Source organism: Dyadobacter psychrotolerans, from assembly GCF_004349265.1.
Taxonomy (GTDB): Bacteria; Bacteroidota; Bacteroidia; order Cytophagales; family Spirosomataceae; genus Dyadobacter; species Dyadobacter psychrotolerans.
Genome location: NZ_SMFL01000001.1, coordinates 194,082 through 214,562, shown reverse-complemented (window position 1 = coordinate 214,562; position 20,481 = coordinate 194,082). Strand labels below are relative to the sequence as shown.

The 20,481-nt window shown below is 41.2% G+C and carries 17 protein-coding genes and 1 other RNA gene; 7 read left to right on the top strand and 11 right to left on the bottom strand.

The features are described from left to right. The first annotated feature begins 121 nt into the window (after positions 1 to 121). The 3 genes from E0F88_RS00965 (at position 122) to E0F88_RS00955 (ending at position 1,749) form a co-directional block, all read left to right on the top strand. Positions 122 to 1,105 carry a 2-hydroxyacid dehydrogenase gene (locus E0F88_RS00965; RefSeq protein ID WP_131955779.1) on the top strand — a complete coding sequence of 328 codons (984 nt, stop codon included), beginning with the start codon at positions 122 to 124 and terminating at the stop codon, positions 1,103 to 1,105. A gap of 93 nt (positions 1,106 to 1,198) precedes the next feature. Further along, a complete protein-coding gene (locus tag E0F88_RS00960) occupies positions 1,199 to 1,477 on the top strand; it encodes a hypothetical protein (RefSeq protein WP_131955777.1) in 279 nt (92 codons plus the stop codon). Continuing rightward, positions 1,468 to 1,749, top strand: a complete 282-nt coding sequence (locus tag E0F88_RS00955) for a type II toxin-antitoxin system RelE family toxin (protein ID WP_131955775.1) — start codon at positions 1,468 to 1,470, stop codon at positions 1,747 to 1,749. Before E0F88_RS00960 ends, E0F88_RS00955 begins: the two co-directional genes overlap by 10 nt. On the opposite strand, the gene E0F88_RS00950 is transcribed toward E0F88_RS00955, so the two are convergent. The 7 genes from E0F88_RS00950 to lpxK all read right to left on the bottom strand — a co-directional run bounded on the left by E0F88_RS00950 (position 1,742) and on the right by lpxK (position 10,808). Then, on the bottom strand, positions 1,742 to 2,428 hold the full coding sequence (locus tag E0F88_RS00950) for a LytR/AlgR family response regulator transcription factor (RefSeq protein ID WP_220466201.1): 687 nt from the start codon (positions 2,426 to 2,428) through the stop codon (positions 1,742 to 1,744). The two genes, E0F88_RS00955 and E0F88_RS00950, sit on opposite strands and share 8 nt — an antisense overlap. Then, positions 2,425 to 2,619, bottom strand: a complete 195-nt coding sequence (locus E0F88_RS00945; protein WP_131955773.1) for a hypothetical protein — start codon at positions 2,617 to 2,619, stop codon at positions 2,425 to 2,427. Before E0F88_RS00945 ends, E0F88_RS00950 begins: the two co-directional genes overlap by 4 nt. Next, positions 2,616 to 4,103 (bottom strand): sensor histidine kinase, encoded by a 1,488-nt coding sequence (locus E0F88_RS00940; RefSeq protein ID WP_229213638.1) that lies wholly within the window; start codon positions 4,101 to 4,103, stop codon positions 2,616 to 2,618. The genes E0F88_RS00945 and E0F88_RS00940 overlap by 4 nt, the downstream gene beginning before the upstream one ends. A 92-nt stretch (positions 4,104 to 4,195) precedes the next feature. Further along, complete coding sequence (locus E0F88_RS00935) at positions 4,196 to 7,108, bottom strand: PD-(D/E)XK nuclease family protein (RefSeq protein WP_131955771.1); 2,913 nt, start codon at positions 7,106 to 7,108, stop codon at positions 4,196 to 4,198. Positions 7,109 to 7,161: 53 nt separating this feature from the next. After that, entirely contained in the window at positions 7,162 to 7,755 is a 594-nt protein-coding gene (locus E0F88_RS00930) for a MiaE family protein (RefSeq protein WP_131955769.1), read from the bottom strand. Between the two features lie 9 nt (positions 7,756 to 7,764). Further along, positions 7,765 to 9,705, bottom strand: a complete 1,941-nt coding sequence (locus E0F88_RS00925; RefSeq protein ID WP_229213637.1) for a putative porin — start codon at positions 9,703 to 9,705, stop codon at positions 7,765 to 7,767. Between the two features lie 71 nt (positions 9,706 to 9,776). Further along, positions 9,777 to 10,808 (bottom strand): tetraacyldisaccharide 4'-kinase, encoded by a 1,032-nt coding sequence (lpxK, locus tag E0F88_RS00920; RefSeq protein WP_131955765.1) that lies wholly within the window; start codon positions 10,806 to 10,808, stop codon positions 9,777 to 9,779. A 64-nt stretch (positions 10,809 to 10,872) separates the two neighbouring features. Here lpxK and menC point away from each other — a divergent pair, with 64 nt between their 5' ends. Beyond that, the gene (gene menC / locus E0F88_RS00915; protein WP_131955763.1) at positions 10,873 to 11,958 is read left to right on the top strand and encodes an o-succinylbenzoate synthase; all 1,086 of its coding nucleotides are present in this window, start codon (positions 10,873 to 10,875) and stop codon (positions 11,956 to 11,958) included. A 109-nt stretch (positions 11,959 to 12,067) separates the two neighbouring features. Here menC and hemF read toward each other — a convergent pair whose 3' ends face one another. From hemF to E0F88_RS00895, 4 genes are all read right to left on the bottom strand, one after another. Then, entirely contained in the window at positions 12,068 to 12,985 is a 918-nt protein-coding gene (gene hemF, locus E0F88_RS00910) for an oxygen-dependent coproporphyrinogen oxidase (protein ID WP_131955761.1), read from the bottom strand. A gap of 319 nt (positions 12,986 to 13,304) precedes the next feature. Next, entirely contained in the window at positions 13,305 to 14,795 is a 1,491-nt protein-coding gene (locus E0F88_RS00905) for a M56 family metallopeptidase (protein WP_131955759.1), read from the bottom strand. Next, positions 14,788 to 15,162, bottom strand: coding sequence for a BlaI/MecI/CopY family transcriptional regulator (locus tag E0F88_RS00900; protein WP_131955757.1), 375 nt, complete (start codon positions 15,160 to 15,162; stop codon positions 14,788 to 14,790). The genes E0F88_RS00905 and E0F88_RS00900 overlap by 8 nt, the downstream gene beginning before the upstream one ends. Before the next feature lie 177 nt (positions 15,163 to 15,339). Then, a complete protein-coding gene (locus E0F88_RS00895) occupies positions 15,340 to 15,771 on the bottom strand; it encodes a PepSY-like domain-containing protein (protein ID WP_131955755.1) in 432 nt (143 codons plus the stop codon). Positions 15,772 to 15,928: 157 nt separating this feature from the next. Here E0F88_RS00895 and E0F88_RS00890 point away from each other — a divergent pair, with 157 nt between their 5' ends. From E0F88_RS00890 to E0F88_RS00880, 3 genes are all read left to right on the top strand, one after another. Then, positions 15,929 to 18,235, top strand: coding sequence for a TonB-dependent receptor (locus tag E0F88_RS00890; RefSeq protein WP_131955753.1), 2,307 nt, complete (start codon positions 15,929 to 15,931; stop codon positions 18,233 to 18,235). Between the two features lie 222 nt (positions 18,236 to 18,457). Next, positions 18,458 to 18,829: a transfer-messenger RNA gene (gene ssrA / locus E0F88_RS00885) on the top strand. A 249-nt stretch (positions 18,830 to 19,078) separates the two neighbouring features. Continuing rightward, a complete protein-coding gene (locus E0F88_RS00880) occupies positions 19,079 to 20,296 on the top strand; it encodes a site-specific integrase (RefSeq protein WP_131955751.1) in 1,218 nt (405 codons plus the stop codon). Positions 20,297 to 20,481 lie beyond the last annotated feature (185 nt).

The following is a 20,481-nucleotide window of genomic DNA, read 5'->3' as shown; positions in this document are numbered from 1 at the left end:
CACTGGAGCAAAAACGCTGCTTTATGTTATTTGCTGATATTCAGTTTATCTTATCCGGGATTTGTTAAAGTGACTTTCTAAGATGCAATTAGTAACTTGGCAAATCAAAAATGATCACGCCATGAAAATCGCTACCTTCAGTACGCACCACTACGACGAACAGTTCCTGAATGAATACAATACCGGTCATGATATCACTTTTATGAAAGTACCGTTAAACGAACAAACGGCGTTGCTTACAAAAGGATTTGATGCAGTTTGTGTTTTTGTAAACGACGTGATCAATAAAGCGGTGCTGACGGTACTGGCCGATAACGGAGTGCAACTTGTTGTATTACGCTGCGCAGGGTTTAATAACGTGGATATTAAGGCGGCCCGGGAATTAGGTATTTCAGTTGTTCGTGTTCCTGCATATTCGCCGGAGGCCGTTGCCGAACATGCGATGGCGTTGATCCTGACACTAAACCGAAAAACGCATAAAGCTTACAACCGCATAAGGGAAGGCAATTTTTCTCTGGAAAGACTGATGGGTTTTAACCTCCACAACCGGAAAGCTGCCGTGATCGGCACAGGAAGTATCGGTAAAGCTTTTTGCAAAATATTAAGTGGTTTTGGCTGTAACATTGCTGCTTTTGACATTCATCTCGATCCTGCTTTGCAGCAATCCGGCGTAGTGTATGGAACGCTGGAAGAGACACTTGCGGATGCCGATATTGTTTCACTGCATTGTCCGTTACTGGAAAGTACTCACCATTTGATCAACGCAGATACATTAAAACTGTTTAAGCCGGGTGCGATGCTTATCAATACGAGCCGGGGCGGACTTGTTCATACGTCTGACGTAATAGAAGGATTAAAAAGCGGACAACTTGGTTCATTGGGACTGGATGTTTATGAGCAGGAAGCTAATTTGTTTTTCAGGGATTTTTCAGAAGATATTATCCAGGATGATCTCATCGCCCGGCTTATTTCTTTCCCCAACGTGCTGATTACCTCACACCAGGGATTCTTCACCAAAGAGGCGATGGAACAGATTGCGGTTATTTCGTTTAAGAATATTGACGCGTTTGTAGCAAATGAAGAATTGGTGAATAAAGTTGTATAAGATAATCCAGGATTCATATTTTAAATTTTATTACTTATTTTTGAGTGAAAAAATTAAGTGTTTTGTAACGAAAGCGATATGATGATCGACATTGTGGAAAGCTATATTGAATTAAAAAAAAATATGGCAAATCTTATCAATAAATCGGGTTATAAAAATTCCTTCCTCGCAGAGCAAATTGGTATACCGGCACCAACCTTTAGCGTAAAAAAACAGCGTGGGAACTGGACTGAATCTGAGATAAAACAGATTTTGGCAATAATAGAAAATGAAAAACTTGAAGACTATTTCATGGTGGAATTGATGGAGGCGGCAAAAGAGGAGCCAACCTTTCCTATATCTCAGCTGAAAGCAGAAATGGGATGGAAGTAAGGTATAAAATAAGGTTTAAAAAGGCGCTTCTGTCTACCCCTAAACATATCCAAAAATCCGTATTTGATTTGGTTCTCCGGCTGGAACCTTCTGAAACACTTGAAGAAGCAGGTGTTGATTACAAGCGAATGGAAGGTCAGAAAAAGACGGATAACTATTACAGAATCCGTATAGGTCAATATCGGTTAGGTCTTGAATATCTCAAACCTGAGGTTGTACTAATAACCATTTTAATTCGTGGGGACATTTATAAGGTGTTTCCTCCTAAATAAAACTGCCAGTCAGCGCTTCTGCATAAACACTTCCGATTGGTATTACATGAGTTCCAACGTGTAATTGTTGCCTTTCAATCCTGCTGACTTTATTCTTTGCTACAACAAAAGATCGGTGAATACGAATAAAATCCTTCTCAGGCAGTAACAAAAGCGTTTCTTGCATGGTCAGACGGGGCACAACCCGTCTGTTGGTAAGCGTGAAAATCATGTAGTTACCTGAACTTTCGATAAATTGAATTTCAGTAAAAAATACCTTAACCTGTTCATACCCCGATTTTAAAAAGATGAAATCCGGCTTTTGCTGAAAAGCATTTTCTCTTAGGGCAAGCATATCATTTACCTTATTACATGCTTTTAGAAACCGTTCCTGAGAAAAAGGTTTCAGTAGATAATCCACCGCGTCGAGTTCGTAACTTTTAACAGCATGCTCGGTGTAAGCTGTTGTAAAAATAACCAGCGGTTTATTTTTCAGACGCTGGTAAAAATCGATTCCCGAAATATCGGGCATTTTGATATCCAGGAAAATAAGGTCAACCTGATTATTTTCAAGGTATTTAAATGCCTCAAAAGCGTTAATATAGCTTGCTTCCAAACTGATAAAATCAACTTTAGAAGCAAGCGATGAAATAATGTCCAGCGCAATCGGCTCGTCATCAATAGCTATGGTCCGAATCATTTTTGTGCTTTAAAAAATGTAACCGATTGTGTAAGAGTGTCCTCATTTTTATTTGGTGATAAATTACTAAAAAATGTTCTGTCAGGACTAATTTGAACCGGTTCCGGAAAGGCTTTTTCCGGTAAAAATTGTTTGATGGAACCAATCATATTCCCAAGAAGGATAACTGCAAGTAAATAAACTATTTTCATGGCTCGAGGATAATGCTTATGTGGACGAAATATTCCATCTGGGACTGGCGAATCGTAAGCTCATGCCTGCGCGGATAAAGCAGCTGTAACCGCTGTTTTACGTTTTCCAGTCCAATTCCACCATGTTCACTTTCAGGGTCTGTTTCTGTTTTTGCATGAATGCTGTTATGAATGTCAAACTCAAGTCTGTTTCCTTCAAATCCAAGCGAAACATTGATCCATGATTTGTTCAGAAAACTGATTCCGTGTTTAAAGGCGTTTTCAACGAAAGGAATCAACAACATCGGGGCAATGGAATGATGGCAGGGAACATCGGATATATTTACCTCGACAACAACCTGTTCTGACCTTGCAAGACGCAGTTTTTGCAGGTGAATATAGTCCTTTAGGTATTCAATTTCGCGGGCAACGGGGATAAGGTCAAGGTTGTTTTCGTAAAGCATAAACCGCATCATATCACCTAGTTTCTGGATACCTTCGCTGGTTCTTTCTGCATTTTCCTGTATAGCTGTTCCGTATAGAGTATTTAAAACATTGAATAAAAAATGGGGGTTGATCTGGGAACGAAGAAAACTAAGGTCAGCAGAGGATTTGCCCAGTTCGGTTTTGAGTGTATAAAGCTGCTGAAGCTGTTGCTTATTCTGGCTGTAAACAAACCATGAAAATGAAACTGCAATTACCGAGGACACAATTGCCAGCGGGATAAAAGCATCCGGATCCGCAGCAATTCTATTTGGGCCGACTATTTGAAAAAATACAAAAAATGAAAAACAGATGCCTAGGATTGAAATTGAAAGTCTAGAAAGGTATAGCATTCTGCCCTTTTTCTGAAAACCCGGAATGAGCCAGTAGAGATTCAGAGCATAAATGAAATAACCCAGCGGAACAATGGTTAGCCAGACTAGTCCAAAACTGCCATTGCCTGTAAAGATCAGGACGAACAAAACCAGGGCCCAGAGCGAAAATACAACCACAAATTCTCTGAGAATCTTCGCTTTCAGTGTCTGACTTTGCGTCTGGTCCAGCAGATAAAACTGAATAAGTGTTTTGGCAGCCCCGTAGAAAAATAGAACCAGGAATATCTGAACCGCCAACGGCAGGTTATGGATAAAACCTTCCAGGAAATTCGGGTTGTTTAAAATGTGCTGATAACGGAAACTGGTTGCCGTGCAGCACGCAAGAAAAATAAACGTAACGAGCGACCAAAATCCGAGCCAGTTCCATTTTTTTACAAACTGGTATTTTGGGAAAACGTATCCATTTAAAAAAAGGAAAGAAAAATATATCGCAAGTACCAGCGATATATCCGGGAATGTTACATATTGCCAATGGTCATAAATCAACCCCTTTTCGCGAAAAGGTTTTGAAAGCACATCCATATCCTGCGGCTGACTGGTTAGTGTCAGCGCATTGTTGATAAAAATGTAAATGCTGAATAAAGCAATGAGCGTTGCAGCCCAGAATTCAATTTTGCGGAGTTTCATATAGCTTTTTTGTTTCTTGCTACAATGTTAGTCCCGCTATTTTCATTAAAAAAATGTTAGGTACGGAAACCCCGATCTATGTGACGAAATGCCTATCTGCCACAAATTCCAACAAAATCGCAGTACGTGCAGGTGTTTAGTTCTTCGGTTTTGCGGAACGGAATATCGGGATCCAGCATCTCATTGAGAATGTCGGTTAATATTCGTTCTGATTTGGAAATAAATATCTCCGGATCGAGACCTTCGGTGAGTTCGAGTGGGTTGGCAATAAGATTTTTAGGGTCACGGAAGGAGTAAAATCCGGATTTTACCAGATAATTCCCAAATTCATAGGTTTTTCCTTTTAAGTATAACCCTCTCTCATCCAGCATTTTGCGGTACATGAGATACTCGTAAAGCCAAAGCTGGCGCACGTAACCCATTTTTCTATCCGGGTCGGTACGGATTACTTCTTCTCTAAGTGTTGGATCAGATAATTTCTGGCGACCCGAAATTTCAACACTTCCCGTTTTATAATCCATCACATAAAGTGTCCCGTCTTCATCGAGTTCAATTCGGTCAATTTTTCCTCCGATGTTCACTGGAGTGAAACTTCCCTGTAGCACAAGCTGTATGCTGGTCCGCAGAGGCTGCTCAGCGGCCAGAATTTTCCGCCTTGGTTTCTGGTTCATCTGGTGTCTGAGAAAGGTCAGCATTTGCTGCTCGCCAATCTGGTAATAAATCCGGTTGAGGCCAAGATCTGTGACATAACCACGGAAAAGGGTATCAAATTCCTGTTTCAAAACAGCTTTAATTTCCTCTTCGGAAGGGTCTGTTTCGTTTAAGAAATATTCCTGATCCAGTCTTTCCAGACAGCTATGCAGCCAGGTCCCGATTTTGTCCATGCCGAGTTCTTCCTCCACATCTTCCTTTTCCTGTACACCCACAATGTGTTTGAGATAAAACTGCATAGGGCAGCGGATAAATTCATTCAGATGGGTGGGATAGAGGCCTTTGCCACCCAGATAACCACGGATTGCAGCAAGAATTCCTTCGTCTTTCTGGATAAATTCTTCCGGTTCTTCTCTTTTGCCGGATTCAAATACAACCGTTTTATTTTCAATGTGGATTAAAGGATTGTATTGCGTCAGCTCGTACTCAACCTGCTGTATAAAACGGCTCTTTTCTCCTCCTCCCGGCGCATCGTTGGTGCTGGTGTAAAGCATGTGAACCTCAGAAGCACGCTGGAGCAAATGGTAAAAATGATAAGACATCACCGCTTCCTGATGCTGGTGGGTTGGCAAACCGACAGCCTGCGCCGCATCAAAAGGGATAAGCGAATTTTGTCTTTTTGCCTGAGGCAATATTCCCTCATTGACTGATAAAATAATGATTCGTTCAAAATCCAGCGCCCGTGTTTCCAGCATTCCCAGAATCTGCAGATCACTGATAGGCTCGCCGCTGAAAGGGATTCGTGTTTGCCTGATCAGTTCAAACATAAACGAACGGAGCGTTTTCAAAGTAATCGGTTCCGTCCGCTCTTCGAGGGTTTGTTCAAATTGTTTTAGCAGTGTATAAAACAGATATAAATACTCCGTTTCCAAAGCGTTTTTATAATCTTTGTAAACATCGCGAAGCAAATCAATCAGTTGATAAAACGAGCTAAGGACAGAGACCGAATTGTTTTTTTGCCAATGCGTGAACAGGATTTTAAACAAAATATGCCCGTTCCCCAATTCCATCAATTCATCTGAACTCAGGAAAACACGGTTCTGATCCGTTATTTCTCGAAGTGTTTTCTGAACAATAGTTTGGCCATCTTCTTCCGGTTTCAGCACGACATATTCATAGTGCCGGAGAAAAGGGTGGTTCAAAACTTTACTGATTGATTTATGACCGAATTTCGGAACGCGTATTGTGCGTCCGCTCTTGTTACGAAACTCAACTACGTTTTGCTGTAATTCGAAAATGCTGTCAATCAGCGTGTAAAGCAGCGAACTACGCAGCGACAAACCCATGGTAACGTTCAGGTCTGTTACGCCTTCGTCCAGCGAATAGAGCATTGGCATCAGCAGATTTTCATCCGCAAGAACAATCGCAGTCAAAACCGGCTCATCGGGATTGTCTTTTTCCCGCATTGTCCTGTAAAGCTGGCCTGCTACCTTGGTTTGCAGGGTCGCATTGGGAACGCCATATAACGTGATGTGTTTTTCGGAGGTAAGCAAATGATCTGTCGACCAATTCCACTCTGCGCCAAAACGTCTGTCTTTCTGATAATCCCGTAAGCTTTTTCCTGCCTCAACGCCCGTATTTTCATGCATGTAATACAAATCCGAATCCCAGAGGGCTTCCGCTTTTCCTGCTTTTACCAGGGCAGTAACAATCCTTTTTTCAGAGTCCGTAAATGCATTAAATCCTGCAAAATAGATCTTTTTATATTCCGAATCTGAAACTAATAGCGTATCAACATTTTCTGCCAGCTGCCGGTAAGCCATTCCACGGTAGGCTTTATTTTTTTGTAAAAGCCTCTCCCTGAATGCAACGTATATTTTTTTTATATTATTAAACAGCGAAAAATATTGCTTCGTACCTCCGCTGTCCTGTAAGATCCGGTCGCTCGGCAGGCTTTCCTGCCATCTCGAAATGGCCCTTACTTCGGACAGATAATCAAACAGATAAGTTGTATCAACCAGATACTGATCAATTCTGTCCAGGTCACTTAAAAGTACAGAAGCCCAGCCCATAAAACGGTCGAACTGGAGATCGGGATCAATGTCTTTAAAAGTTTCGTAGAGTTCAAAAAGCAGGTGTACAGAATCTTCAATCTGAAGAGTACAAATGTTTTCCACGAAATCATCTACGGCCAGCACGGTCGGGCTCATGATGGGTTCCTTGGTAGCATTGGCCAGCTCCTGTATTACAAAAAAAGCCGCCCTTTTCGTAGGAACTACAATCGTAATTCCGGTAAGGTCGGTAGGATGATTTCTGAAAATATGAGCGGCGACTTGCTGCAGGAACGTTTGCATGCTTTGTTGGTTAAGCGCGGTTTCAGGAGTTTTAAATAGAGTAAATTACAACTCTAATGTATCCGGTCTCCTCTTGGTTTCAGTGTTTTAATGATCTCTGCTTCTTCGTAGAGCAATTCCTTCCAACGGTTACGAACCAGGTCTTGTGGAATATATTCTTCCGCAAGTTCGATGAACGTCCGGTAATGCCCGGCTTCGGAAATCATAAGTTCACGGTAGAATTTCTGTAAAGACGGGTCTTCCAGCGATTCTGACAGTAATTTAAAACGTTCACAGCTTCTTGCTTCAATTAATGCACAAATCAAAAGCCGGTCAAGAAGTGCTTCTTCGTAATCACCTTTATTCCGAACCAGTTTTAAGAGCTGCCCAACGTATTCATCTTTTCGCTGCCGGCCAAGCGGAATATTTCTTTTCCTAAGTTCTTTCAAAACAGCCTGAAAATGCCCCCATTCCTCTGCAACGATTGGCGTGAGCGTTTCCACAATTTTTGGTTTTTCCGGATAATGTACGATCAGCGAAATACAGCTGGATGCGGCTTTCTGTTCGCAATATGCATGGTCAATCAGCACATCGCCGATTTGCATCGCAGCGATATTGACCCACCTGGGATCAGTTGGAAGTTCAAGACCTAATGTGGTAAGAGACATGTGGCAAATTTAATCAAATAAAGGCCAGTGTATGCCAAAAGAAAAAGCTCTTGCCTGTCCAAGATAACCCGGAGTTACGTAATAGCCGGCAGGGAATATATTGCCGCCGCCGCCCATGTTGAGATAAGACATCTGGAAAAACAGCCTTACTCTTTTAATACGTACATTAGCAAATGCATCCGTAACGACGCGTCCCTGAATCTGCGAAGTGTTTTGCCGGTAAAACTGCTGAGTTATCGGCATGTAGGCATCTGCATAATAAGTTGACCTGTATCTGGCAGCAATCCCCAGCTGAATGTATAAAACCTTCGCATAAATGAAGTCAAAAGTAACTTCTCCGCTGGCAAAAATATTGGGCACTTTAAAAATGTCGCTATTATCCGTCCCTGAAAAATAAGCCATTCCCGCAAAATTCCATCTTTTGAAATGACTTGCCGTAGTAGCACCGATGCGATAAATACCAAACCGCGGATCAAACTGGGTTGGAAGTGCCAGTGTGTCATAATATATGTAATCGACGATCTGATGGATTTGTGCTTCAGGTGTGAAATCGATACGTTTCGTTTTTAACGGAAGTGAAGCATAAAGTGTCAATACTTTCTGAGGGTCCAGATTATTACGCCAGTTAAAATGATTTCCCGAATAACGCTGCGCAATCAGATCCGGTGCTGTTTGGATAAGCTGAACACCTGCTTTTCCCCATTTCGTGTTTAATTCACCTTTCAGGTTATATTCTACATTTAAGGATAAATTCAATTCAGCCTCAGCGGTTAAATACTGAGCAGAATCTTTCAGATAATAGCCCAGCCAGGTTCCGAGGATATTATCAAATTTCAGGCCGGTGCGATAGGAAGTGTAAGGCGAACCCAGTTCATTTGGAACTTGTCCGGCCGTTTTCAGACCATACAAGCGTGGTCGCGCATAAGCCCGGTAGTTAAATCCGGAAAAATTTCCTTTAATACCCAGCTTGGTATCCAGCAACTTATAATAATTGTCCTGCCGGGTATAGGTAGAGTCGAACCGGACCATTTTGTACACCCCTTTTTCAATTCCTCTTTCCAGACTTAAATCGGTGAAGCGATTGATAACGCTGGTAAAATCTCCCTGCTGAAAAAGTTGAAAACCATTAGCCAGTTTATACTGCTGGTAAACATGAAAAACATGGCGTCGTTCCCAGGAATTAGCATCATCACTAATCCGGGCGGCACCTTCATAAGGATAGGGGTCAATAATTCCGGTTGTGGCATCTGCTTCCAGGATTACACCTCCCTGTTCCCGTACTTTTTGGTTTAAATGACGGTAATTAGCGAGTATAAGATATTTTTTGTCTTTGGAAAAAAAGCTTGCATGAAGCATGAAAGTCCAGTTTTGGCCTAAAAAGGCACCGGAACTAAGTGTGTTATAAACGCCATATTGTTTATTTGAAGTAAGCCTTTGAAAGTTCAGGCCAAAGTTCAGGCGTGAGTGCACGTTTTGAGAATATCCAAAGCGGCCCATTGATGTTTTTTTACCACCATTTACAAAAGTAAGATACGTATGCTGTGACTTGGTGTCGATGTATGGAACTTCATCCCTGATGGCGTAAGCGTCATAGGCACGGAGTCCTAATTGCGTACCAATATCCTGGCGCGGTTGAAAGAAAATACTTCTCGAAGCCGTTGCAATGTTTCCCAGGTCCACCAGCTTTCCCCATGACTGATCGATTGGCGACCAGCGATGGAAATTGGTCAGCGCAGTATCAACGCGATATCTTAGAGAATCCCGGTTGTTGAGAATATCGTTTTCGTAATAATGAAGCGTGGTTTTGGGACCATAAATATTTTTGGTGCTGTCATCCAGAACAGCAGTTCCGCCTCCACCACTACCTCCGCCGCCACCGGTTGGCATTCTCATTCCTCCGGGTAAACTAACCTGTGCCGAAACCTGATGGCCGGCAAAGATGAAGCTCAAAAAGACCCAGAATATTAAACTTAAAGCAATTCTCATAAAGGAAACTGTATTTCTGCCGAATTTATAATTGGTTATGGAAGGCGGTTTTTAAGCCATTCACTAAACGGTCCGGTATCTTTTCCAAAATCAACTGCAATGGGTATATAAGCAAATTGAGTGGCAAGACCTGATTTTTCGACCAGCGGTTTTAGTTTGACCATATCCTTTTCGGTTGTCACCACAAAAGTATCGTTTTTTAGGTACTTAATCAGTCGTTCCAGATCGGCAGATGTGTAATTATAATGATCAGGGAAAATTATTTCTTCAATAACGTTAAAATGCTGGCTCAGATGTGTAATGAACGTTTGTGGATTTGCGATTCCGGCCACCAGTTTAACATTCTTTAGCGTAACCTCGCTGCCGGAATAGTCGACAGGCTGTGCATACCGGATGGATGAGAAGAAAACCGGTGCTTTTGGATTGCTGTATTTTCTGATTTTTTCAATAATTTTTTTCCGATCCGATTCCGGTAAGTCAGTTGGAGATTTGGTTACCACAATCGCATCGGCACGTAAAGCGCCATTTCTGTTTTCTCTCAAACGACCAGCCGGAAAGGGTAGATCATTGTAAAAAGGTCGGTTGTAATCATTAAGCAAAATCTTAATATCCTGCTTTATTGCCCTGTGTTGAAATGCGTCGTCGAGTAGTAACAAATTATTATCCGGACGAAGATCCGCCAACTGCTTCGCGCCTTCCACACGTTTTTCACAAACAGCCACAGCCACTTTTTTACCATACTTTTGGAAATACTGAAGCGGTTCGTCACCAATATCTTCGGCTGTGGATTGTGACCCGGCCAACAGAAAACCCTTTGTTTTTCTGCCATATCCACGGCTTAAAATGGCAAGATGAAAATCAGGCTGAAGCATCCGTACAAGATACTCAGTCATAGGTGTTTTTCCAGTTCCGCCAACGGTCAGGTTTCCTATTGAAATTGTAAATTGTTCCGGTTTTTGAGATAAGAAAATATGCTGGTCGTACAATCTGTTACGTACACTGGTGACAGATCCGTAAATCCACGACAGCGGCGTAAGTATTGTTTTTATCCAATTATGTTCTTCCATGTATCTGCATAATTACATATTTTTTGGCTAATATTGTGCCCCCTGAAATCTGACATCGCCAATCATGCCGTTAAAAATTGTGTTTAAACCCCACCTGCTCAAATTTAAAAAGGAGGCAGGAACTTCACGGGGAGTGATGACACAGCGAAATTCCTGGATACTTAAAGTTACCGATTCCGATCAGCCGGGTATTGAGGGTTATGGCGAGTGCGGCCCGTTGCCGGGACTTAGCATTGACGATATTCCTGATTTTGAAGAACAGCTAACTTCTGTTTGCGAAACGTTTAATGAAATGGATCTTGAAGTTTTTCCTTTCAATCTTTCCATTATTTTAGAACAGATTGTTCCTGAACATCTTCCGTCTGCAAGATTTGGAATGGAAATGGCTTTGCTGGACTTTATGAACGGAGGTAAAAGGATCATTTACAAAAATGAATTTTCTGCTGGCCAAAAAGGAATTTTGATGAACGGCCTGATCTGGATGGGTTCCTGTGAAAATATGCTCGAACAGGTTGATCAAAAGCTGAGCCTGGGATTTTCTACATTAAAAATGAAAGTCGGGGCGATTGATTTTGAACAGGAACTTACCGTTTTAAGATCTGTCAGGAAGCGTTTTTCAAAAGACGAAATTACATTAAGGGTAGATGCAAACGGCGCTTTTCAGCCGGATGAAGTTAATGAAAAATTGAAACGACTGTCTGAATTTGACCTGCATTCAATAGAACAGCCAATCAAAGCCGGGCAGCATGATCGGATGGCAGAAATTTGTAAGTCATCTCCGGTACCCGTTGCGCTGGACGAAGAGCTAATCGGTATTTTTGATTATCGTGAAAAGTTTGCTCTGCTTAAAAAAATACAGCCGCCTTTTATCATTTTGAAACCTACATTACTCGGAGGTTTTCAGCATACAAAGGAATGGATCGAAATTGCAAACAGGCTCAATATCGGCTGGTGGGTAACTTCGGCTTTGGAGTCCAATATCGGTTTAAATGCAATAGCGCAGTTCACCGCAGCTTCTAACAATACTTTACCGCAGGGGCTGGGCACCGGTCAGCTGTATCACAATAATTTCGAATCCCCGTTGACCATTAAAAACGGATATCTGTTTTACGATCTGTCAGAAAGTTGGGAGTTGCCGGAGATTGTTTAAGGTTTTTTTTGTTTCCAATGTTTGACAGTTAGGGTTTAAACCTCAACGGAGCAACATTCAAACGTGCAAACAATCAAACATCAAAACAACAAGTTTAACATTGATACGACTAACTTACCCATTCTACACCCTTCCGTAACCATTCGAGCGTTTTTGCTTCTTTCGAACCGCTTTCAGGAATAAAATTATACTCCCAGTTGGCCTGCGGAGGTAAACTCATCAGGATGGATTCTGTTCTGCCGTTTGTTTCCAGTCCGAATTTTGTACCCCGGTCCCAAACCAGGTTGAACTCCACATAACGACCGCGGCGCAGGAATTGCCATTGTTTTTCTTTTTCGGTAAAAGGTTCGTCCCGGTGTTTGGTCATCAGCTTCGTATAAACAGGCGCAAAACTTTCTCCGATTTCCTTTACAAAAGCGAATAATTGTTCTTTTGATAAATTTTGGCCGTTTCCCGGTTCGTCCGGTTTGAGATAATCAAAAAAGATCCCGCCAATTCCTCTTGTCTCGTTTCTGTGGGGAATGTAAAAATAATCATCAGCCCATTCTTTAAACTTAGAATAGAAATCCGGGTGATGTTTGTCACAGGCTGTTTTTAAATGTTCGTGGAAATTTCTGGCATCTTCTTCAACGACATAATGCGGAGTAAGATCGATGCCGCCGCCAAACCAGCAGGTGCCATTATTCAGCTCAAAATAACGAACGTTCATGTGGATGATCGGTACGTTGGGATTGTTCGGATGCATCACAATGGAAACGCCTGTTGCGGTGAAGTGAAAATTATCGTTTTCTCCCAGGTTCATTTGTTGTCGTAAACGAGGATGTACTTCACCTTGAACCTTAGAGAAATTGACTCCGCCTTTTTCGATCACACTTCCGTTTTGAATCAACCGTGTGCGTCCGCCGCCGCCGGAATGATGTTCCCAAAGATCTTCCTGGAATTTAGCCGTTCCATCAGCCTCTTCAATCGAACTGCAAATATGATCCTGTAAACTTTTAAAAAACGATTCTATTTCTTCAACCTTCATTTTCTGATTCCTGTTGTGCCGGGCAAAAGTACGATAAATCTGAAAAGTGAGGCATCAAAATCCTATTTGCTCGAATTGCTTGCCGAGAATATTAGTTGGTTTGTGTTGGCTAAGACAGCACGGTTATCAACTGTTGAAATTCACCTGGCAGGTTGAGCTACTGTTGAATGTTCTTTTACCTCAATCGTAATTAAAGGAATTTATATAGAAAGCATGATACTCAATAGCACAGAATACGGTTGAATCGAAATGTCTTTGATACGGTGAATTTATTGATAAAATGTCTCCATCGGTCTATCAATGAAGGAGTTTTGACAAATCATTTTGAGATTAAAACAAGATTCTTTACGCGGTAGTCATAAGTTTTGTCAAAGTAATCATTCGTAAGCAAGTTGAGCTGATACTTGTAAATACGTCCTTTCAATGCTGCACCGTATAGTTTGCTGAGGTCATATTCGGCTATGTCGGAATATTTGTATTTATCCAATGCTGAATTTGGTACATGTTTGTCATTGATCCAAATTCCGAAAACGGTCGGTTTCTTCCAATTCTCAAACATTTCGGGAGTTGGTGCTTTTTTAACAGGCATGTCCATTTTGAAAATTGTTATTCCCGAATCATAAACTTTTATTTGCTGATCCTTGGTCATCAGCATATATAGGTCATACATCTGGTTTTCTAAATCGGACGACATCTCAACAATTGAGTATTTTAGCCCTTTTTCGGATGTTACATATTTCGTATGATTTTCAATCGTGCTTATAAACACTCCATACTTTTCCGCGGAAAGCCCAGGTCCGGATTTTTGCTCATACAGTCCCTTTGGACGCTTGGTTGGAATTGATTTGTCAGCTATTCTGATATTTCCTGACTTCATAACCGGCTCTGCCTTTTTTATAGCAGTATTACCCTTTTCCTGAGAGTAAATTTTTTCGCAAAAAACAAAAGCAATACAAAGGGTAAGCAATGGGGTAGCAAGTTTTTTCAGCATTTGAATGGTTTTGTTTGAGGTCCTGGTCATCATGGCTAGTCGTTGTTTGGTTATTGAATAGTTAAAACTGCTGGTGAGGTTCACTTGCTTTGTGCAAAGGATTTTATCTAAAAGCATTAACTGATAACTGCTTACACTGAAATGTTTCGAAATGACCGCTTCGTCGGCCAAGAATTCGTGATTAAGCTGAATGGCTTTTTTGTAGAAAAAAAAGAACGGATTAAACCAGTACAATGCCTGGATAACCTCTATGAAAAGAATATCGAGCGAATGTTTTTGCCTGACATGAGCCATTTCATGAATCAGTACTTCATCTTCGATCAACTTCTGCAGATAGTCGTTCTTGTTTACAAAAATGTGATTCAGGAAGGTAAAAGTTACCGTTGGTTCGGGCAGCAGTACTATGTTGATTCCCTGGTAAAAGATTAACTCGGTTCCGTATTTTTTAGAGAAAATGATGCGCAAATTACGGATTAGCCTGGCAAGCAGTAACAGGACTACAAAAATGTAAATACTTATTGGTGCATATTCCAGCCAGTTTGTATCAGACTTTGAAATGTCAATGTCAGATTTTACAGCTACGTTCCGTACGGTTAAATCCATCACAAAATTTGAGGTTCTATCATACTTAGAAATAGCTGTCGGTATCGAATCTGACTCTAATTCAATACTGACAAGCGGGACTACCAGCGAAAAAACAATGCCCGCAAGCAGATAAAATCTGTTAAAGCGACACATCTTTTCCTTTTGCAGAAAGAGATGATAGACGGCCAAAAGAATGCCGGAGCAAAGGATCGATTTAATGATGTAGCTAGTCATTTTTCTTTCTTTGAATTTCCTCGTCAATTACTTTTCTTAATTCTTCAAGCTCCTCGGTTGTCATGTTGGTGTCTTTCGCGAAAAATGACCCAAACTGTGAAATAGAGTCATTAAAAAATGTTTTGACGATCCCATTTACATGGTTGGTAAAATAGTCTGTCTTTTTTACCAGTGGATAATATTCCCTTGAATTGCCAAACAATGTATATCCCACAAAGCCTTTATCCTGCATTCTTTTTAAAAGGGTTGCAACGGTGGTGGTGGCAGGTTTTGGATCGGGAAAGCATTCAATCAGATCTTTCATAAAGACTTTTTTTTGCTTCCAGATGTATTGCATAATCTGTTCTTCGGTTTTTGTCAGCTGCATTCGTATTTGTTTTTTTTGCTCTACAATTTGATATATTGCTCTACAAATGTAGAATAAAAATGTATAAATAAAAATAATTCTTAAAATATTTATGTTAACATAATTTTTATGACCCGTTTCAAACGAAAAAAAGACGAAGCAGATGCCCCGTCTTTATGAAGATTAAACTGTTTGTTATTAGTCGTTTATTCTCAAAAATCCACCACTCAGGTTGAATACCAGTTCAAGCCGGCTGGATAATTTTATCTCCTGGTTAGTTTTGTCTTTTTCCCAATCTGTAATGAATTGGTCAGGATAGGTTTTTTGTACATATTCCAGGACTTTTAGCGGGATAACTGAGTCGGGAAGTTTTGTAGTTAACGTTCCCTCTGCATCGTAGCAATCGCCGTCTTTGTCAAAGCTCAATTTTACCTGGTTGTCAAGAATCACGTCAAAGCTTGTTTTCAAATCGTCTCTTTCTTTTACAACCTGCTGAATTGAGGCTGACGGAAAATGTGCTTCTACGTATTCCTTAGCTGAGTTTGGAAGGTTGTTTTCACTCACTACTTTTTCACTTTCGCAGGCTGTTAATAAAAACAGAAAAAGGGACAGGCCTAATAAATTTTTCATATTGATGTCGATTAGATGATTATTGTTTTCCATGTTATGACAGCTGTCCGCGGCGTTCCCCCTATGTGCCTGATGGAAATTTAAGATTTGTGATAAATGATTAGTATCGCCGAACAGGTTACTTTTACAGGAGATTAATTTTTTTACCCAATAACAAATGATCAGAATTCTCCTTTTGCTTGTCTTTACCGGCTCTCTTTCTTTTGCACAATCGTATACATCAACTATTCGCGGAACCGTAAAGGATGCAGATACCGGTATTCCGCTTGTTAATGCGAGTATTCAGCTTTCACCTGCCGGGTTGGGGATCGGCAGCAACGCAGAGGGTATTTTCAGATTTGACCGGATTCCTGTCGGACGATATGTTTTAACTGTTTCCTATCTGGGTTATGAGACGATCACGATTCCGGAAATTTTACTTGAATCAGGGAAAGAAAGTATTCAGGAGATCAGACTGAATCCTGCCGGCAGACAGCTGGATGAAGCAACAGTCGTATCGTCAGCCGGGCATGTTGCATTTAACAGTATACAGGCAATTACAATTGAGCAGACTTTACGTTATGCGGCAACCTATCTGGATCCGGCGCGGGTTGCTACATCCTTCGCTGGTGTAGCAACTACCAACGACCAGGCAAACGGACTGGTGATACGTGGTAATTCACCGAATAGCATGCAATGGCGGCTGGAAGGGGTTGAAATTGTTAATCCCAATCATCTTTCCAATGCAGGTACTTTTAGCGATCGTGCTACGCAAACTGGCGGCGGAGTGAATATTTTGAGTACACAGTTACTAGGTACAACCTATTTTCTGACAGGCGCATTTCCTGCTCAATATGGTAATGCCTTGTCGGGTGTTCTGGACATGAATCTGAGAAAGGGTAACGATGAAAAAACGGAATTCGTAGCACAGGTTGGGTTAATCGGACTGGATATTGCCGCCGAAGGTCCGTTTTCTAAAAAGTCAAAAGCATCCTACCTGGCAAATTACCGTTATTCATTTACCGGCTTGCTTGGGGCCATCGGAGTGGATTTTGGCGGCGAGTCAATTAATTTTCAGGATTTTTCATTTAATATCAATCTGCCGACCGCCAAAGCAGGAACGTTTACTTTTTTTGGTTTAGGCGGAAACAGCAGTAATACCTTTTCGCCTGACAAAGACACAACCGCCTGGGAGTTTCAAAAAGATGGATATAATATCATTTACAAAAATAAAATGGGGGCAGCCGGCGCAACTCATGCAATATCCCTGGGAAAAAGAAGTGCTTTAAATTCAACCGTTGTGGCTTCCGGACTCAGCACTTCCAGATATGCCTACACTGTAAATAAAGAAAATTTTGAAGACCGGAAGCTTTTTGAAAGCGACAAAATGGCGAAAAGCAAAATCTCGGCTAGCAGCATTATAACCCACAAATACAGCAGCGAGTTTCGTTTAAAAGGCGGTGTTTACGGAACCTGGCAATTCGACGAAATCACGCGCCCCGGTGATTTGGGCTTAATAAGCAACAGTATTAAAGGGTTTATTTTTCAGCCATTTGCAAGTTTAACTTACTACATTTCTCCTGTTTTAACTGCTGAGGTGGGCGTGCATTATCTGCATTATACCACTACCAGAAGTAATTCTTACGAACCAAGAGGTGCTTTGCGCTGGCAGGTGAGCAAGTCCGGGCAGTTTAGTTTTTCCTACGGGCGGCATAGTCAGCTTCAACTGCCACAGGTTTATTTGTCAGGATCCGATGCTTTTGCTTTTAACAGAAAAATCCACCCAACAAAATCCACTCAGTTTGTTGTAGGTTATCAAAAGAAATTCAGGAAAAGCAGCAGTCTGAAAGTGGAGGTTTATTCACAGGAACTTTACCAGGTACCTGTCAGTGCGTCGTCACAATCTTCATTTTCAGCAATTAATCTGGTGGAAACCTATATAGATCAAAACCTTGTCAATAATGGTACCGGTAACAATTACGGCGTGGAAGGGACTTATCAAAAGCTTCTTACTGATCAGTTTTATATTTTGCTGTCTGGGTCGCTATATAGTTCAAAGTATGTGGGTAGTGATGGAATTCGCCGCGACAGCCGGTTTAATGGCGGGCATACTTTCAGTTTTACAGGAGGTAAGGAATTTAAAAACAGGAAGGAAAGTACCTGGGGGATTAATACCAAGATACTTTGGATAGGAGGGTTTCGCGATACACCAATTGATTTCGAAGCTTCTTCTCAAAGTAATTCGACAGTTTACCTGAACGACCAGGCATTTACTTTAAAAATGAGAGATTATTTCCGGCCGGATCTTCGAATTTACTGGAAAAAAAGCAAAGCTAAGTTTAGCCGGACGCTTGCTTTGGATATTCAGAATATTTCCGGTACCAAAAACGATGCATACAGTTATTATGACACGTATCAGAAAAAAGTAGTGCGTCAAAATCAATTGGGCATGATTCCGGTTGTGAGTTATCGCTGGGAATTTTGATTCCTGTCTGAATGGCGCAGCCAGGCTGAACGGAAGGCGTTTATGCTCTGAACGGCAACTGGTTACGGTCTGAACGGCAAAGACGGGCTGAACGTTCGATACTAAACGGCCTATTATTTTACAAGAAAAAGACGTTCAATTTGAACTTTTCAAACAAGAACTTTGTAAAATAAAAGCAACAATACTTTACCTCAAAATGAAGTTTTAATTGCAGGTTAAAATGGGGGTGACTGGTATTGACAGCGGGCTGGAAGTCTGTGTGTAAGCATGTCGGGAGTTGAGAGTACCTCCCGTAAATAATATTCTCAAACAATAACTGGCGAATCTACTTACGCCATGGCTGCTTAATCCGGAGGATTAACCAAATGCCATCATCCCTCCAACCTACGTGCTGATGGTTGGGCTCCGGGGTGTCGCAAATCAGCGCTGGTTGAAATAGTGGTACGGAAATTCAACGAGACACCAGTATCTAAGGTTTTGACGCGGGTTCGCCTTGTACCTTGTCAGGCTCGAAAACTTAAACGAGGATAAGCATGTAGAAGGCGCAGGGTTTCCCTGTTCTGGACCAGGGTTCGAATCCCTGCATCTCCACGAAAAAGTCATACAAATCATTCAAAAGCCTGTTTAAATCATTTAAACAGGCTTTTTTGTTTCCCAAGGGGTATCAAAACTTATAAAAATGGACATAACTCCAGTGAGTTATTCGTGTAGTACGATGATCACAAAAAAAGTACTCACTGGGAGTGGTTTAAGTATTTGTTATTCAACTTGTTAACCTAATTTACATCTTGTTTCTTTTAGGGTAGAATCTGAACTTTGTTTCATTCTAAACGTACTTGAAAAATGATGGAAAAGACACTTGGGTTATTGTTTTATCTAAAACCCACAAAAAACGACAGAGGGGAAGATCGGTTTATCTATCTCAGAATCACAATTGATGGGAAGTCTAATGAGATTTCCCTGAAGCGAAAGTGGGTGGTTAGCCGGTGGAATTCGAGGTCCGGTCGTGCGCAGGGTAGCAAGGAGGATGCCAAAACATTAAATGTTTTTCTTGATACCGTTGCCCATAATGTTCATTATGCCCGCCGTAAGTTAATGGATGCTGGAAAAGAAGTTTCATCCGAAATGGTCCGTAACATATTATTAGGACAAGAGGAAAAGAAAAGGATGGTTTTGGAGTTATTTCAGATTCACAATGATCAAATGGAGAAGCTGGTAGGGAAGGACTTCGCCTATGGTACATTCCAGCGATATCAGACAAGTCTGGAACATACCAAAGCATTTATCTTATGGAAGTATGAGAAATCCGATATGGAAATCAGAGATCTAGATTATGACTTCATTTCTGAGTATTCTTTCTGGCTTAAAAGCGTTAGAAACTGCGGTCACAACGCAACGATGAAATATCTTTCAAATTTTAAGAAGATCGTTTTGAGCTGTGTTAAAAAAGGTTGGTTACCTAGAGATCCATTTTTTGGGTTTAAGCTGGCTCGTCGTGAAAAAGTCAGAGAATTCCTGACCAAAGACGAACTAAAAATGGTAGCGAATAAAAAGATCGAGATTGAACGTGTCGGACATGTGCGGGATATTTTTGTTTTCTGCTGTTACACAGGTCTTGCTTATATTGATGTGAAACAACTCCGCCGTAAAGAACTTTTGAAAGGTGTTGACGGCAAAGAATGGCTTATGACACAAAGGCAAAAAACTGAATCACCGACGCGTTTGCCACTACTTCCAAAGGCGCTGGAAATAGTTGCAAAGTATAGTTCGCATCCACAATGTGAAAAGTTAGATTTGGTTCTCCCTGTGTTGAGTAACCAGAAAATGAATGCTTATCTAAAAGAACTGGCTGATATTTGTGGTATTAAAAAAGTACTCACTTTTCACATTGCCAGACATACGTTTGCTACGACAGTAACCTTGAGTAATGGGGTGCCTATAGAAACCGTTTCAAAGATGCTTGGGCATAAAAACCTAAGTCAGACTCAACACTATGCAAAAATTATAGATCTGAAAGTGAGTGAAGATATGCAGCGGTTAGAGGATCGATTGGGTAATTAAATTAAGCCCCGAAAAGAGTATTTCTTTTCGGGGCTTAATTTGTTGGCGATAGAACAATATGAAATAGAACTCTGCTTTACACACGCTTCTTCGATGTCGCAATTTTCAAATACAGATTGGTCCTTCACCTATAACCTGGCATCGGCAAAATCTCGGAAAATCCATGTTACTTTGATATATGGATT

What these genes read in the sequence shown, in the direction of transcription:
- E0F88_RS00945 (WP_131955773.1), bottom strand. Translation starts at nt 2,619, where the DNA reads ATGAAAATAGTTTATTTACTTGCAGTTATCCTTCTTGGGAATATGATT.
- E0F88_RS00880 (WP_131955751.1), top strand. Translation starts at nt 19,079, where the DNA reads ATGATGGAAAAGACACTTGGGTTATTGTTTTATCTAAAACCCACAAAA.
- E0F88_RS00905 (WP_131955759.1), bottom strand. Translation starts at nt 14,795, where the DNA reads ATGACTAGCTACATCATTAAATCGATCCTTTGCTCCGGCATTCTTTTG.
- E0F88_RS00950 (WP_220466201.1), bottom strand. Translation starts at nt 2,428, where the DNA reads ATGATTCGGACCATAGCTATTGATGACGAGCCGATTGCGCTGGACATT.
- E0F88_RS00940 (WP_229213638.1), bottom strand. Translation starts at nt 4,103, where the DNA reads ATGAAACTCCGCAAAATTGAATTCTGGGCTGCAACGCTCATTGCTTTA.
- menC (WP_131955763.1), top strand. Translation starts at nt 10,873, where the DNA reads ATGCCGTTAAAAATTGTGTTTAAACCCCACCTGCTCAAATTTAAAAAG.
- E0F88_RS00930 (WP_131955769.1), bottom strand. Translation starts at nt 7,755, where the DNA reads ATGTCTCTTACCACATTAGGTCTTGAACTTCCAACTGATCCCAGGTGG.
- E0F88_RS00895 (WP_131955755.1), bottom strand. Translation starts at nt 15,771, where the DNA reads ATGAAAAATTTATTAGGCCTGTCCCTTTTTCTGTTTTTATTAACAGCC.
- lpxK (WP_131955765.1), bottom strand. Translation starts at nt 10,808, where the DNA reads ATGGAAGAACATAATTGGATAAAAACAATACTTACGCCGCTGTCGTGG.
- E0F88_RS00900 (WP_131955757.1), bottom strand. Translation starts at nt 15,162, where the DNA reads ATGCAGCTGACAAAAACCGAAGAACAGATTATGCAATACATCTGGAAG.
- E0F88_RS00890 (WP_131955753.1), top strand. Translation starts at nt 15,929, where the DNA reads ATGATCAGAATTCTCCTTTTGCTTGTCTTTACCGGCTCTCTTTCTTTT.
- E0F88_RS00955 (WP_131955775.1), top strand. Translation starts at nt 1,468, where the DNA reads ATGGAAGTAAGGTATAAAATAAGGTTTAAAAAGGCGCTTCTGTCTACC.
- E0F88_RS00965 (WP_131955779.1), top strand. Translation starts at nt 122, where the DNA reads ATGAAAATCGCTACCTTCAGTACGCACCACTACGACGAACAGTTCCTG.
- E0F88_RS00935 (WP_131955771.1), bottom strand. Translation starts at nt 7,108, where the DNA reads ATGCAAACGTTCCTGCAGCAAGTCGCCGCTCATATTTTCAGAAATCAT.
- hemF (WP_131955761.1), bottom strand. Translation starts at nt 12,985, where the DNA reads ATGAAGGTTGAAGAAATAGAATCGTTTTTTAAAAGTTTACAGGATCAT.